The organism is Niveispirillum sp. (genome assembly GCF_017996735.1).
GTDB lineage: Bacteria > Pseudomonadota > Alphaproteobacteria > Azospirillales > Azospirillaceae > Niveispirillum.
In genome coordinates this window covers 1-14535 of the sequence record NZ_JAGOGJ010000154.1, presented here as the reverse complement: position 1 = coordinate 14535, position 14535 = coordinate 1, and the positions used below count along the sequence as shown (strand labels likewise).

Genomic DNA, 14535 nt, shown 5'->3' with positions numbered 1-14535 from the left:
TGTCCGCCGCGACCGTACCGGTACCGGAACGTCTGGATGTTGCGATAACGGAACGGATGAGCACGCAGGAAGGGTTCGGCAAGGTGCTGGCCGAACTGGCCAAGGGCGATACGGAACTGGCGTCGCGCATCGTCACCACCAGCCCCGACGTCACCGTTTCCACCAACCTGGGGGCCTGGGTCAACCGCCGTGGCCTGTTCGACCGCCACGAACGACACGACATCTTCAAGGAACAGAAGGTCGTGTCGGCCCAGCGCTGGCAGGGTGACCCGCAGGGCCAGCATATCGAACTGGGCATTGCCGAACATAACCTGTTCCTGATGCTGGCGGCGCTCGGCCTCAGCCATGATCTGTTCGGCGCCCGGCTGCTGCCGGTGGGCACCCTGTATGATCCGTTCGTGATGCGCGGGCTGGATGCGTTCAACTACGCGCTTTATCAGGATTCGCGCTTTATGCTGGTGGCCACACCCAGCGGCGTGACCCTGGCGCCGGAGGGCGGCGCACACCAATCCATCGCCACACCGCTGATCGGCATGGGCCTGCCCAAGCTGTCCAGCTTCGAACCCGCCTATGTCGATGAACTGGCCGCCATCATGCGCTGGGGATTCGACCATATGCAGAAGCCGGATGGGGGCAGCCTCTATCTGCGCCTGTCCACCCGTGCTCTGGAGCAGCCGTCGCGGCCGCTGGATGCGCCGGCGGTGATCGAGGGTGGCTATTGGCTGCATCCGCCGGCGCCCGACACGGACCTTGCCCTTGTCTATATGGGGGCCCTGGCGCCGGAGGCTTTGGCCGCTCACGGGCAGTTGCTGGAGGATGTGCCGGGGGCCGGTCTGCTGGCCATCACGTCGGCTGACCGTCTCTACCAGGGCTGGATGGCGGCGCGCCGCGCCCGGCAGGCGGGGCAGGGGACCTTGTCGCCGGTCGAACGGTTGCTCTCGTCGGTCCCGCCTGCCGCACGGCTGGTGACGGTGACCGACGGCCACCCCTCCGCCCTGTCCTGGCTGGGGGGCGTCAGGGGGCACAAGGTGGCGGCCCTGGGGGTGGAAAGTTTCGGGCAGTCGGCCGATCTTCCCGACCTTTACCGCACCCTGCATCTGGATGCCGACGCCATCATCGACGCCGCCGCGCGGGTGTTGCTGGAGTAGGTCGCGACACCAATAGCGCGGGCACGACAGCCCCGGCAGATTCCGCGCTTGGCGAGCCTGTTTCGGCTTGCTATACGGTGCGCTCCCACGGTCGGACCCCAGGTCTGCCCGGCGGGCGGGCGTGGCGGAATGGTAGACGCGCCGGATTTAGGTTCCGGTGTCGAAAGACGTGGGGGTTCAAGTCCCTTCGCCCGCACCACGAGTTTTGAGTTTTGACCCGCAACCCACCGCGGAAGCCGGATATCGGCGCACCCGCGGGAGCTTCGGTCCCTGTCAATGGCAGAAGGGGGCTGGGGCGAGCAGACAGAAGACAGGCATTTCGTCCCATGCAGATCACCGAGACCAGCGCTGAAGGCCTCCGCCGCGACTTCAAGGTCGTTATCACGGCCCAGGACATCGAATCGCGGGTGCAGACCCGGCTGACCGAGGTCGGCAAGACCGTCAAGATTCCGGGCTTCCGCCCCGGCAAGGTCCCGATGCCGATCCTGAAGCAGCGCTATGGCCAGTCGGTCATGGGCGAGGTGCTGGAAGCCGCCGTCAATGACGGCGCCCAGAAGGCCGTGGCCGACAACAACCTGCGTCCGGCCCTGCAGCCGAAGATCGAAGTGCTGAAGTTCGACCCGGGCCAGGATCTGGAATTTGCCGTCCAGGTCGAACTGCTGCCCGAGATCGAGCCGGCCGACCTGTCCGCCGTTGAGATCGAGAAGCCGGTTGCCGCCGTCGCCGACGACACCGTGACCGAGGCCCTGGGCCGCCTGTCCAAGGGTCGCCGCACCACCGAGAAGGTGGAGGATGACCGCGCCGCCGCCCTGGGCGATATCCTGCTGATCGATTTCGACGGTTCTGTCGATGGCGAGAAGCGTCCCGGCATGAAGGGTGACGATTATGAGCTGGAGCTGGGCTCCGGTTCCTTCATCCCCGGATTCGAGGAGCAGCTTGTCGGCGCCAAGGCCGGCAGCGACGTCACCGTGAACGTGACCTTCCCGGCCGAGTATCACGCCGCCGAACTGGCCGGCAAGGAAGCCGTGTTCGAGGTGAAGGTCAAGGAACTGCGCGTCGGCAAGGATGCGGAACTGAATGACGACCTGGCCAAGACCTTCGGCTTCGACGATCTGGAGGCCCTGAAGGCCGCCATCAAGGAGCGCACCGAGGGCGAGTATGGCCAGACCTCCCGCCTGCGCGCCAAGCGCTCGCTGCTGGACAAGCTGGCTGAACTGCACAGCTTCGACGTTCCGGCCGGCATGGTCGAGATCGAGTTCGACCAGATCTGGAAGCGTCTCCAGGAAGAGTTGGCCCGTGGCGGTGCGGATGCCGAGGATGAAGGCAAGGACGAGGAAGCCCTGAAGGCTGAATATCGTGACATTGCTGTCCGGCGTGTGCGTCTGGGCTTGCTCCTTTCCGAAATCGGTCGCCGTAACAATATCTCTGTAACGCGCGAGGAGCTGCAGAAGGCCATGTTCGACGAGGTTCGTCGCTATCCGGGCCAGGAGCAGCAGGTGTTCGAGTTCTTCCAGAAGAACCCGCAGGCCGTCGAAAGCCTCCGTGCGCCGATTTACGAGGATAAGGTTGTCGACTTCATCCTCGGAACCGTTAAGGTGAACGAAGTGACCGTGTCGGTTGAAGAGCTGATGCGCGATCCGGACGAGGACGAAGTGGCGGCCGCCTGAGGCCGCTGTAAAGTACCGCGGGGGCCAATCCAGGACCCCGCGGCTTCTGGTTAGGAGCGAAGCAGGGATCATGATTGAACCGCAGATGAACGCGCTGGTTCCCATGGTGGTCGAGCAGACCAACCGCGGCGAACGGGCATACGACATCTACTCCCGCCTCCTGAAGGAACGGATCATCTTCCTGGTGGGCGGTGTGAACGATGCCGTTGCCAGTCTGGTCTGTGCCCAGCTTCTGTTCCTGGAAGCGGAGAATCCGACCAAGGAAATCTCCTTCTACATCAACTCGCCGGGCGGTTATGTGACGGCTGGGTTGGCGATCTATGACACGATGCAGTATGTCCGCTGCCCCGTGGCGACCATCTGCATGGGGCAGGCTTCCTCCATGGGTGCCCTGCTGCTGGCCGGCGGTGCCAAGGGCAAGCGCTTCTCGCTGCCCAACAGCCGAATCATGATCCACCAGCCTTCGGGCGGTGCGCAGGGTCAGGCCGCCGATATCGAGATTCAGGCACAGGAAATCCTGCGCCTGCGTGAAACGCTGAACGAGATCTTCGTGAAGCACACGGGCCAGAGCCTGGATGTCATTGAAAAGGCTGTGGAACGTGACAAGTTCATGAGCCCGGAAGAGGCAAAGGTGTTCGGCATCATCGATGAGGTGATCGCCGGTCGCCCGGGTGGCCTTACCCAGGTGGCGTAAAGCGGAAGCGGTGGCGAACAAGTATATATTGATCCCGCCGCTTCGGGTGTTGTTGAATAGGTGCGAGAGGGCGTCCATTGTCGGCCCTGGGGTTCCGCCAAACGGTAACGGATGGTTGGGGAACCGGAGAAGGCAAGGACGCCCCTTGAAAGCAGACACCCGGCACAGGGTGTCGGGGCGTATCGGTCGGGGCCAGCCGGGCCATCGGCCATGCGCCATCCGGTGATGTACGGAGCGCAAATGACCAAGTCGACCGGCGGCGACAGCAAGAATACCCTCTACTGCTCCTTCTGCGGAAAGAGCCAGCATGAGGTGCGCAAGCTCATTGCCGGCCCCACCGTGTTCATCTGCGATGAATGCGTCGAGCTGTGCATGGACATCATCCGCGAGGAAAACAAGACCACGCTGGTGAAGTCCCGCGACGGTGTGCCGTCCCCGCGCGATATCAGCACGGTGCTGGATGATCATGTGATCGGTCAGGAGCATGCCAAGCGCGTGTTGTCTGTGGCCGTCCATAACCATTACAAGCGCCTGGCCCACGGTGCGAAGCACAATGATGTGGAACTGGCCAAGTCGAACATCCTGCTGGTCGGTCCGACCGGTTCGGGTAAGACGCTGCTGGCGCAGACGCTGGCCCGCATCATCGACGTGCCCTTCACCATGGCCGATGCGACCACGCTGACCGAAGCCGGTTACGTGGGCGAGGATGTCGAGAACATTATCCTGAAGCTGCTCCAGTCTGCCGACTATAATGTCGAGCGGGCGCAGCGCGGCATCGTCTATATCGACGAGGTCGACAAGATCAGCCGCAAGTCCGACAACCCGTCGATCACGCGTGACGTGTCGGGCGAAGGCGTGCAGCAGGCCCTGCTGAAGATCATGGAAGGCACGGTCGCCTCCGTGCCGCCGCAGGGCGGGCGCAAGCATCCGCAGCAGGAATTCCTGCAGGTGGACACGACCAACATCCTGTTCATCTGCGGCGGCGCCTTCGCTGGCCTGGAAAAGATCATCGCGGCGCGCGGCAAGGGGACGTCCATCGGCTTTGGCGCCGATGTCCGTGGGCCGGACGAGCGGCGTATGGGCGATGTCCTGCGGGAAGTGGAGCCGGAAGACTTGCTGAAGTTCGGCTTGATCCCCGAATTTGTCGGCCGTCTGCCGGTCCTGGCTACGCTGCATGACCTGGACGAAGCTGCCCTGATCGAGATTCTGTCCAAGCCGAAGAACGCCCTGGTCAAGCAGTACCAGCGCCTGTTCGAGATGGAGGACGTGAAGCTCACGGTTCATGAGGAAGCGCTGCGGTCGATTTCCCGCAAGGCGATCGAGCGTAAGACAGGTGCCCGTGGCCTGCGTTCCATCATGGAAAGCATCCTGCTGGATCCGATGTACGACCTGCCCGGCCTGACCGGTGTAGAGGAGATCGTGGTCAACAAGGAAGTGGTGGAGGGCCGCGCCAAGCCGCTCTACATCTATTCCGACCGCGCCAATCAGGTGGCACCCGGCGCCTGATATAGCTGCTGTTACGTCATGCTTCAAAGGCGGCCCCCGAGAGGAGGCCGCCTTTGTCGTTGATGGGGTCTGGATTCCCACCGCATTGGTGACATAGGACGCTGCGGCCTTCATGTCATCACTTTGGCTTGTGGCCGCTCCCCTTCATCCTGCGTGCTCCCCGACTGACGCCTGTGCTCGCCCTTAGCCGCGGCCCACGGCCTGCGGCTCTCCGTCGCCGCGGCATGCCGCGATTCGCGGGATTGGTATCTGGTTTGCCGGCGCTGTCATCACATTCGCCCGTCTTCCCCTTCAGATGATCTCGGATGGCGATATGGTGCTGGGAAGTCTGCGTCGGTACCGATATTCGGATAATCGCTTCCCAAGCCAGACCGAATTGGCGGATTTTGGATGTTTGTGTCAAAATGTATCGCAATGACGGTAGTGTTTCTATTTCGTTAATATTGTGTTAATATGAAAGTAATATTTATATTTTTCCTAATGTTTCCAAAAATTTCTCAATTGAAATTCAAATATATCCTTATGATATTTGGCGGTATATCGCAAATTTATATGGATAAATGGGCTTATTGTTGCGGATCGGTCACAGATTTTGCCCAAAAGACTTTCACGATGAAAGCACCGTTGCGCTGTCGTGTCAGTGCGCCAATTTTGTCGCTCCAATGTGCCTAGGTCGATGGACATAGATCGACAGGGACGCAGCAATCCTGAGAGGAATAACAATGAAGATGGTTCGCGGGCGTTTTTCGCGCCGTTTCCAGCAAGGCCTGTTGTTGGGCGCTGCTGTGGGGCTCGCCGCCACCGGTGTTGCTGGTGCGCAGGAACTGCAGCTTGAAGAAATTGTGGTCACGGGTTCGCGTATCGCCCGCCCGGAACTGACCAGTTCCAGCCCCGTCACCGTTGTCGATGCCGCCGCTTTCGAGCAGGCTGGCGCTGCCACGGTCGACAGTGTTCTGAACGAACTGCCGCAGATCATCCCTGCGCTGGGTGCCTTCTCCAACAATGGCGGCAATGGCTCCGCCACGGTCGATCTGCGCGGTATCGGTTCGGCCCGTACCCTGGTGCTGGTGAATGGTCGCCGGTATATCCCGCCAATGGTACCGGCACGGTTGACCTGAACAACGTCCCCGCTTCGCTGATCAAGCAGGTGCAGGTTCTGACGGGTGGTGCATCGGCCGTTTACGGTTCCGATGCCATCGCCGGCGTCGTGAATTTCATCCTTGAGGATGACTTCAAGGGTGCCAAGGCCAGTGCGCGCTATGGCATCACCAAGGAAGGCGATGGCAAGGAACGCAACGTCAACCTGACGATCGGTACCGGCTCCGAAGACGGCAAGTCCAACCTGACCCTGTTCGCTGAATATAATAAGCGCGATGAGGTCATGGCCGGCGATCGCGACTATTCCAAGCAGGCGATCACCGAAGGCGTCGTTAACGGCGTGCCGACCATCCTGTTCAGCGGTTCCTCCACCGCTCCCGGCGCCCGTCTGGCCCGTGGCACGACGGTGTTGACCTGGGATGCCAATGGCGTGCCGCGTCCGTTTGACAGCACCCGCACCACCAGCAGCGCCGGCGACCTGTATAATTTCTCGCCCGTGAACTATCTGCGCGTGCCGCAGGAGCGCCTGTCGCTGTTCGCGTTGGGCAACCATGAGTTCAACGAGAACATCAAGGTTTACGAAGAATTCAACTTCGTCACCAACCGCGTGCCGCTGCAATTGGCCGAAACCCCGGCCGTGATCCCGCAGCCGCGTCCCGGCGTGCCGCCCATCCGCATCAACCTGACCAACCCGCTGCTGACCGCCCAGACGGTGGCACAGCTGCGCACCCTGTATCCGGCTTCGTCCGACCCGACCTTCGTGGCGCCCCCGGGCTTCACGGCGAACGACTATGCCTCCATCACCACGGCGAACGCTCTGTCCCGCCGCATGATGGAACTGGGTGCGCGCGAGCAGGAAAACAATCAGAACGCCTTCAACAGCACGACCGGCATCAAGGGCGACCTGATCGGCGGCTTCACCTATGACACCTATTTCACGTTCGGCCGCGTGACGCGTGACGTCATCGTCCGCAACGACGTGTCGTCCGCCCGCCTGCGTCAGGCACTGAACGCCACCCGCGATGCCGCCGGCAACGCCATCTGCGTTGACGCCACGGCCCGCGCCCAGGGTTGCGTGCCCATCGACATCTTCGGTCCGGGCCGCATCAGCAAGGCCGCCGCCGACTATGTCCGCACCGACACCAACCGCGTGCAGCAGTTCGAGCAGCAGGTCTGGAACGGCTCCATCAGCGGCAACCTGTTCGACCTGCCGGCCGGCGGCGTCGGCGTGGCCTTCGGTGGTGAATGGCGCAAGAACAAGTATTCCGACCGGGTGGATGACAGCATCCGCACGGGTGACATCCTGGGCTTCAACCCCGCGCTGTCGTCGGCCGGTTCGTTCGACGTGTGGGAAGGTTTCGCTGAAACCTACATCCCGCTGGTCACCGATCAGCCGTTCTTCGAGAACCTGTCCGCCGAAGCGGCCATCCGTTATTCCGACTATTCGTCGGTCGGGTCCGTGAAGAGCTGGAAGGCCGGCATGGAATGGTCGCCGGTCAAGGATCTGGGCTTCCGCGCGCAGTTCCAGTCGGCCATCCGCGCCCCGAACGTCCTGGAACTGTACCAGGGCGGTGCGGTCGGCTTCCCGACGCTGAACTCCACCGTCGATCCCTGCCTGCTGTCGACGGCTGCCAACTATAATAGCGCCTTCTGCGTCAGCCAGGGTGTGCCCAGCGCCAGCGTCGGCACCACGGCCTTCAACAATGCCCGTCCGACGCAGTTCCAGCAGCTCACCCAGGGTGCCGCCGTTGTCGGCATCGATCTGAAGGAAGAACAGTCCAACACCTGGACCGTTGGTGCGGTGCTGACCCCGGCCTTCCTGCCGGAATTCACGGCCACGGTTGACTGGTGGCAGATCAAGCTGGACGACCAGATCGGCGGCTTTGGCGGCGGTGCCGCGGGCGTGGTCCGTGACTGCTTCGCCAACAAGAACCTGCAGAGCGCCACCTGCCGTGCCATCACCCGTACCGGCGACGGCTATCTGGCTGTTGTGCAGGTGCCGACCGTCAACAATGCGGGTCTGAAGACCTCTGGCGTCGATGTCGGTTTCACCTGGCGCCAGGATCTTCCTGAAGGCCTGACGCTCGACGGCGACGGCCAGTTCCGTGTCAAGACCGACCTGTCCTGGCGTGACAAGCTCGACGTGCAGCCGTCTGTCGGCGGCACGGTCTATCACTGTGCCGGCTATGGTGGTTCGAACATCTGCGGCGAGCCGGTTCCGGAATGGAAGGCCACCACGACCTTCACCTATATGAGCGGTCCGCTGACGGCGTCGATCCAGTGGAACTATATCGGTTCCTGGAAGAACGACGCCATGCTGTTCGGCACGGCGGCGAACACGCTGGTCTATCCGAAGGTCGGTTCCTACAACCTGTTCGATCTGTCCGGTTCGTACGAGGTTGTCGAGGGTGTTGCCGTGTCGGCCGGCGTCACCAACCTGTTCGACAAGCAGCCCCCGATGCTGCCCGACACGATGATCGGTTCCCAGCAGAACAGCTTCACCAACACGTATGACGCATTGGGACAGCGGTTCTTCATGGCGGTGTCGGTCAAGTTCTGATCGACCTCACCAACTCTGCTTCATCACTTGGCGGCGGGTCCCACGGGACCCGCCGCTTTTCTTTGTGCCATGGGTTTCAGCCCAGGGCGTCGGCCACCGCCTTGCCGCAGGTCGTGGTGTCGGCGCTGCCCTTCAGGTCGCGGGTGCGCAGGGCCGGTTCGGCCAAGGTCCGCTCAATGGCGGCGACAATGGCGGAGGCTGAGTCGGCCTCTCCCAGATGCTCCAGCATCATGGCTGCCGACCAGATCTGCCCCACCGGGTTGGCAATGCCCTGGCCGGCAATGTCGGGGGCCGATCCATGGACCGGTTCGAACAGGGACGGGCCGGTGCGGTCCGGGTTGATGTTGCCCGACGGTGCGATGCCGATGGTGCCGGTGCAGGCCGGACCCAGATCGGACAGGATGTCGCCAAAAAGGTTGGAGCCGACCACCACATCGAATCGGTCAGGGTTCAGCACGAACTGCGCCGTCAGAATGTCGATATGGTACTTGTCCCAACGGACATCGGGATAATTGGCGGCCATCGCCTCGACCCGGCTGTCCCAATAGGGCATGGTGACGGCGATGCCGTTGGATTTGGTGGCAGAGGTCAGGTGCCGGTTGGGGCGGCTGTTGGCCAGATCGAAGGCATAGCGCAGGACGCGGTCCACGCCGATGCGCGTCATCACTGTTTCCTGGATCACCACTTCGCGGTCGGTGCCAGGGAACATGGTGCCGCCGACGGAGGAATATTCGCCCTCGGTATTCTCGCGCACGATCCAGAAATCGATATCACCCGGCTTGCGCCCGGCCAGGGGGCAGGGAACGCCCGGCATCAGGCGCACGGGGCGCAGATTGACATACTGATCATATTCGCGACGGAACTGCAGAAGCGACTGCCAGAGCGAGATATGGTCCGGCACCTTGGCGGGCCAGCCAACAGCGCCGAAGAAGATGGCGTCGGGCTTGCCGATCTGGTCTTTCCAGTCCTCCGGCATCATGCGGCCATGCTTCAGGTAATAGTCGCAATGCGCGAAATCGTGCCATTGCTGTTCGACAGTGAAGCCGAACAGGCTGGCCGCCTTTTCCATAACGCGGATGCCTTCGGGCATCACTTCATTGCCGATACCGTCACCGGGGATCACGGCGATCTTGTAGGAGCGCGTCATGGTCAAACCGCCTCGTGCAGTTTCAGGCCGCCAATGTGGAAGGCCTTGGTTTCCAGATATTCCTCAATGCCGGTCGGCCCACCCTCGCGGCCCAGACCGGACTGCTTGATCCCGCCAAAGGGCGCCATCTCCATGGCGATGGAGCCGGTATTCAGCGCCACCATGCCGGCCTCCAGGCCTTCGGCGACGCGGAAGGCGCGGTGCAGGTTTTCGGTATAGAAATACGCGGCCAGCCCGAACGGTGTGGCGTTGGCGATCTCCAGCGCCTGACGTTCATCCTTGAACCGGAACAGCGGGGCAACGGGGCCGAACGTCTCCTCATTCGCCACCCGCATGTCGGTATTGGCACCGGTCAGGATGGTGGGGGCGGCAAAGCGGCCGGCGGGCGCCTCGCTTGTCGCGAAGATCCGGGCCCCCTTGGACAGGGCATCTTCAAGGTGCGCCGCGACCTTGGCCACAGCGGCGTCATTGATCAGCGGGCCAATCGTGGTGCCGGCCACGGTTCCCAGCCCGACGCGCAGAGCGCTGACGGCGGCGGCCAGCTTGTCGGCGAACCGGTCATACACGCCATCCTGTACCAGAATGCGGTTGGCGCAGACACAGGTCTGCCCGGCATTGCGGAACTTGCTGGCCATGGTGGCGCCGACGGCAATGTCCAGGTCGGCATCGTCGAACACGATCAGCGGGGCATTGCCGCCCAGTTCCAGCGACAGGCGCTTGATACTGTCTGCACATTGTCCCATCAGCAGCGCGCCCACACGGGTGGAGCCGGTGAAGGACAGTTTGCGGACGATGGGCGATGCGGTCAGCGCGCCGCCGATGGCCGTGGGCAGACCGGTGACCACGTTGAACACACCGGCGGGAATGCCCGCCCGTTCCGCCAGCACGGCCAGGGCCAGCGCGGTGAACGGGGTCAGGTCGGACGGCTTGATCACCACCGGACAGCCGGCGGCCAGGGCCGGCGCGCATTTGCGCGTGATCATGGCGGCGGGGAAATTCCAGGGCGTGATGATGGCCGACACACCCACCGGTTCCTTCCAGGTCAGGATGCGGCGGTCGGCATCGGGGGCGGGGATCATGCCGCCATAGACACGCCGGCCTTCGCCCGCGAACCATTTCACGAAGGTGGCGGCATAGCGGATTTCACCGGCGGCTTCGGCCAGGGGCTTGCCCTGTTCGGCGGTCATGATTCGGGCCAGATCATCGATATGGGCCAGGATCAGCGCGTGCCAGCGTTCCAGCAGATCGGCCCGCGCCCCGGCCGTCAGCGCCCGCCAGGCTGGCCAGGCGGCATGGGCGGCGGCGATGGCGGCTTGCGTGTCGGCGGCATCGCAATCCGGAACACTGCCGATGATGCTGCCATCGGCGGGATTATCAACGGCCAGCATGGCCAGCGTGTTGGCCTGCCGCCACTCACCGCCGATAAAAGCGGACTGACGGAAAAGACCGGGATCGGAAAGGGTGAGCGTCATGATCGGCTGCCTGTCGGATGATGGGCCGGGAAGGGGGAGGGTGGTCAGCTCAGCCAAGTGCCTGCGTGACCAGCGAGAAGGTGTGGAAATCCGGATCGCGGGCCGGGGGCGTGCCGCGCATCATACGGGTCACCCGACCTACACATTGCAGGCCCAGTTCGTCCAGCCAGGGGGAAAGGCCGCTATCCTCGGTGATATCGACGCGGCAGAACATGCCGGCATTGGCGCCCAGCCAGTGGGAGATCAGGGCCTTTGCCCCGCCGACATCCGGTGCCACCGTGGGGCCGACGACATAGCCGCGCCCGAATTTGCGGAACAGGGCAAAGCCCGCCACCTCATGCGCGCGGGTCAGCATGACGCCCAGCGCGCTTTTATCCATCGTGTCGATCAGACGGCGACGATCCATGCCCGTGGCGCGGGCATCCAGATCGGGGATGATCTCCATGTCCCGCTGGCCCATGGGGCGCACGCGTTCATCGGGCAGCAGTTCCGGCAGCGGAACGGAAAAGGCCGTTCCCTGATGTTGCAGCACATCGCCCACCGGCACAAAGCCAAGGCTCTGATAAAGGGGTATCCCCTCCGGCGTAGCATGCAGCATGATGGTCCGGTCCCCCAGAATATCCATGACGCCGGTCATCAGCTTGCGTCCGATACCCAGCCCCTGGGCCGCCGGGGACACAATGACCATGCCCAGCGTGCCGGCCCGTTCCCCGAACAGCCAGCACATGGCGGTGCCCACTACCAGCCCCTCATGTTCCGCCACCAGACCCTGGCCGAATTCCAGGAAGAACTGCCAATCCTCCATCCGGTGCGGCCAGTTCAGTTCGCGCGACAGGGCATGGGCCTGTTCCAGGTCCGCCTCGGTCATCGCCCGCAAGGTTACGGCGGGCCGGGTCGGTTTTTCCATCACATCATCCCCTCGGGTCCCGGTCTGCGGCGGCAGGAACTGCCGTGGCCGCAAACCCAGCTTTCATGCGGGCATATTAAGCGGTGGCGTGTGGCATTCGCTGCCGGGATGCGGGTGTTTTCGGAAGATTGTGGCGCGCCCCTTCCGGGTGATCCCGACCAAATGCCGTGCCATCGGGGTTATCCATGTCGCATGTGGAATGCCAGCCGGAGTTGCCGCGCCGTGAGCGTCTTTGATCCCAACAGCCTGACCCTGCCCACCGGTTCCAACTTCATCAACGGCGCCCGCGTCGCTGGCATCGGGGCTGAAATCCCGGTCCGCCGCCCGTCGGATGGGCAGGTTTATGGCCATTTGGACAGTGCCGGCCGGTCGCAGGTGGATGCGGCGGTGCAGGGCGCCTACGATGCCTATCGCAACAGCGGCTGGGCCAAGGCCGACCCGCGTCAGCGCATGCGGGTGCTGCGCCGCTGGGCCGATCTGTTGGACGCCCATATCAATGAACTGGCGGCGCTGGAAGCCGTCGGTTCCACCCGCACCATCGCGGAGGCGACGGCCTGGGACGTTCCCTATTCGGCGGAATGTATCCGTTTCTATGCTGAATTCGCCGACAAGGTGGGAGGTGAAGTGGCCGCGACCACGCCGGACAAGCTCGGCCTGACCATCACGGAGCCCTATGGCGTGGTCGCCGCTGTGGCGCCCTGGAACCTGCCCATCGTCATGGCCGTCTGGAAACTGGCACCTGCCATCGCGGCGGGCAACTCGGTGGTGCTGAAACCCTCGGAAATGACACCATTCTCCATCGTGCGGGTGGCGGAACTGGCTATCCAGGCGGGGCTGCCCGCCGGCATCTTCAACATTGTCCAGGGGGATGGAAGGTCGGTGGGGGACAGCCTGTGCCGCCATCCGCTGGTGGCCAAGGTGACCTTCACCGGTTCGACCCGTACCGGTGCGGCCATCATGACGGCGTGTGCCGAAACGGGGCCGAAGCCGGTGACCCTGGAACTGGGGGGCAAAAGCCCGCAACTGGTCTTCGCTGACTGTCCCGACATGGACAAGACGGCGGGTATCGTGGCCCGTGCCATCACCCTGAATGCTGGTCAGGTCTGTGTGGCGGGGTCGCGCCTGATCGTGCAGGAAAGTGTGGCGGGACAGGTGGTGGACCTGATCACGGCCCGGTTCCGGGCGCTGAAGGCGGCTCCCACCTGGGACCCGTCCTCCACCCTGTCGCCCATCATCAGCCATCCGCAACTGGACCGGATCGATGGGATCGTCGGGCGGACAGTGGCGGCTGGTGCCAGGCTGATCACCGGTGGTGGCCGCGCGGCCGGTCCGCAGGATGGTTCCTTTTTCCAGCCCACGATCCTGGCCGATCTGGATGCCGCAGCGGAGGCTGTGCGGGAGGAGATTTTCGGCCCCGTTCTGACGGTGCAGACCTTTCGGGAGGAAGAGGAGGCCCTGGCCCTGGCCAATGATACGCAGTACGGCTTGGCCGCTGGCGTCCATACCGGTGACGTTGCCCGCGCGCTCAGGGCTGTACGCGGATTGGAGGCGGGGACCGTCTGGGTCAACCGTTACGGTCGCTCCAACGATTTCATGCTGCCGACCGGCGGGTTCAAGCGGTCGGGCATCGGCAAGGATTTGGGGCGCGAGGCCTATATGGCGAATTTGAAGGTGAAAACGGCGCTGGTGGAGTTTTGAGGGGGCATCAATCTTGGCGCAATGGGTGGTTCCAAAAACACGTCCAGACAATATCTCGCGCGTCAATTTCAAGGGTGGTGATGATGTCATAGAGCAGTTTCGGAAGGTCGGTGCTTCCTTCCATACAGGTGATTATCGTGGAACCATCTGGCATTCCTCTATAACGATTGAACGCCACCACGCCGATGTTCAGATCAAGAATGAACGCCTTATAACAATCAATATTATCGTATCCGTTCTCAAGCGGAACATTCAATCTTTTCGCCAGCGTCTGTATTTCTATCGAAATTCTCGTGAGGTCGAGGCAAAGTCCCTTTGGCTAGGTTTTGATGGGGATGGTTCTGATATTCATTATGTCCTCTTGAGATTTTCAAGAATTCCAGACTATCTCAAGCAATCCCCAACGCCCGCCGAATATCGTCGAGCGTGACCATCAGCAGCATCGGGTCCAACGGCGATGGATTGAAGCCCAGGCGCAGATAGAAATCCTTCGCCTGGGGAGAGATGGCATGAACGACGATGCCCCGGATGCCCAGCAGATCGGCCGCCTGCGACACCCGCCACGTGCAATCATGGAATAGGGATCGCCCCAGGCCTTTGCCCTGCCAGGAAATATCCACCGCCAGCCGGGCAAGGAC

General features: G+C 62.8%; 11 protein-coding genes, 1 tRNA gene and 1 pseudogene. 9 read left to right on the top strand and 4 right to left on the bottom strand.

Going from position 1 to position 14535, the window contains the following annotated elements:
• The 7 genes and pseudogenes from KBA48_RS28585 to KBA48_RS28555 form a co-directional block, all read left to right on the top strand.
• Positions 1-1148, top strand: a pseudogene (locus KBA48_RS28585) (transketolase); the annotation flags it as partial.
• A gap of 115 nt (positions 1149-1263) precedes the next feature.
• Positions 1264-1347, top strand: a tRNA-Leu gene (locus tag KBA48_RS28580).
• Positions 1348-1474: 127 nt separating this feature from the next.
• Entirely contained in the window at positions 1475-2815 is a 1341-nt protein-coding gene (gene tig / locus KBA48_RS28575) for a trigger factor (RefSeq protein WP_292912098.1), read from the top strand.
• A gap of 70 nt (positions 2816-2885) precedes the next feature.
• Positions 2886-3509, top strand: coding sequence for an ATP-dependent Clp endopeptidase proteolytic subunit ClpP (clpP, locus tag KBA48_RS28570; protein ID WP_292912097.1), 624 nt, complete (start codon positions 2886-2888; stop codon positions 3507-3509).
• Between the two features lie 240 nt (positions 3510-3749).
• On the top strand, positions 3750-5015 hold the full coding sequence (gene clpX / locus KBA48_RS28565) for an ATP-dependent Clp protease ATP-binding subunit ClpX (RefSeq protein ID WP_292912096.1): 1266 nt from the start codon (positions 3750-3752) through the stop codon (positions 5013-5015).
• A 722-nt stretch (positions 5016-5737) separates the two neighbouring features.
• Positions 5738-6133, top strand: coding sequence for a TonB-dependent receptor plug domain-containing protein (locus KBA48_RS28560; protein WP_292912095.1), 396 nt, complete (start codon positions 5738-5740; stop codon positions 6131-6133).
• A 29-nt stretch (positions 6134-6162) separates the two neighbouring features.
• The gene (locus KBA48_RS28555) at positions 6163-8673 is read left to right on the top strand and encodes a TonB-dependent receptor (RefSeq protein ID WP_292912094.1); all 2511 of its coding nucleotides are present in this window, start codon (positions 6163-6165) and stop codon (positions 8671-8673) included.
• Positions 8674-8749: 76 nt separating this feature from the next.
• Here KBA48_RS28555 and KBA48_RS28550 read toward each other — a convergent pair whose 3' ends face one another.
• The 3 genes from KBA48_RS28550 to KBA48_RS28540 are packed head-to-tail and all read right to left on the bottom strand — an operon-like array spanning position 8750 to position 12199.
• A complete protein-coding gene (locus KBA48_RS28550) occupies positions 8750-9820 on the bottom strand; it encodes a tartrate dehydrogenase (RefSeq protein WP_292912093.1) in 1071 nt (356 codons plus the stop codon).
• A gap of 2 nt (positions 9821-9822) precedes the next feature.
• A complete protein-coding gene (locus KBA48_RS28545) occupies positions 9823-11292 on the bottom strand; it encodes an NAD-dependent succinate-semialdehyde dehydrogenase (RefSeq protein WP_292912092.1) in 1470 nt (489 codons plus the stop codon).
• 49 nt (positions 11293-11341) lie between these two features.
• Positions 11342-12199 carry a GNAT family N-acetyltransferase gene (locus tag KBA48_RS28540; RefSeq protein WP_292912091.1) on the bottom strand — a complete coding sequence of 286 codons (858 nt, stop codon included), beginning with the start codon at positions 12197-12199 and terminating at the stop codon, positions 11342-11344.
• Positions 12200-12421: 222 nt separating this feature from the next.
• Here KBA48_RS28540 and KBA48_RS28535 point away from each other — a divergent pair, with 222 nt between their 5' ends.
• The gene (locus KBA48_RS28535) at positions 12422-13897 is read left to right on the top strand and encodes an aldehyde dehydrogenase family protein (RefSeq protein WP_292912090.1); all 1476 of its coding nucleotides are present in this window, start codon (positions 12422-12424) and stop codon (positions 13895-13897) included.
• 13 nt (positions 13898-13910) lie between these two features.
• The gene (locus tag KBA48_RS28530) at positions 13911-14327 is read left to right on the top strand and encodes a hypothetical protein (protein ID WP_292912089.1); all 417 of its coding nucleotides are present in this window, start codon (positions 13911-13913) and stop codon (positions 14325-14327) included.
• Here the strand turns inward: KBA48_RS28530 and KBA48_RS28525 are convergent.
• Positions 14287-14535: GNAT family N-acetyltransferase (locus KBA48_RS28525; RefSeq protein WP_292912088.1), on the bottom strand; the 249-nt coding region annotated here is incomplete at its 5' end. The genes KBA48_RS28530 and KBA48_RS28525 overlap by 41 nt on opposite strands.

Excerpts from the sequence above, each read along its gene's own strand:
- KBA48_RS28545 (WP_292912092.1), bottom strand. The coding sequence starts at position 11,292 with ATGACGCTCACCCTTTCCGATCCCGGTCTTTTCCGTCAGTCCGCTTTT.
- clpX (WP_292912096.1), top strand. The coding sequence starts at position 3,750 with ATGACCAAGTCGACCGGCGGCGACAGCAAGAATACCCTCTACTGCTCC.
- KBA48_RS28550 (WP_292912093.1), bottom strand. The coding sequence starts at position 9,820 with ATGACGCGCTCCTACAAGATCGCCGTGATCCCCGGTGACGGTATCGGC.
- KBA48_RS28560 (WP_292912095.1), top strand. The coding sequence starts at position 5,738 with ATGAAGATGGTTCGCGGGCGTTTTTCGCGCCGTTTCCAGCAAGGCCTG.
- tig (WP_292912098.1), top strand. The coding sequence starts at position 1,475 with ATGCAGATCACCGAGACCAGCGCTGAAGGCCTCCGCCGCGACTTCAAG.
- KBA48_RS28540 (WP_292912091.1), bottom strand. The coding sequence starts at position 12,199 with ATGGAAAAACCGACCCGGCCCGCCGTAACCTTGCGGGCGATGACCGAG.
- clpP (WP_292912097.1), top strand. The coding sequence starts at position 2,886 with ATGATTGAACCGCAGATGAACGCGCTGGTTCCCATGGTGGTCGAGCAG.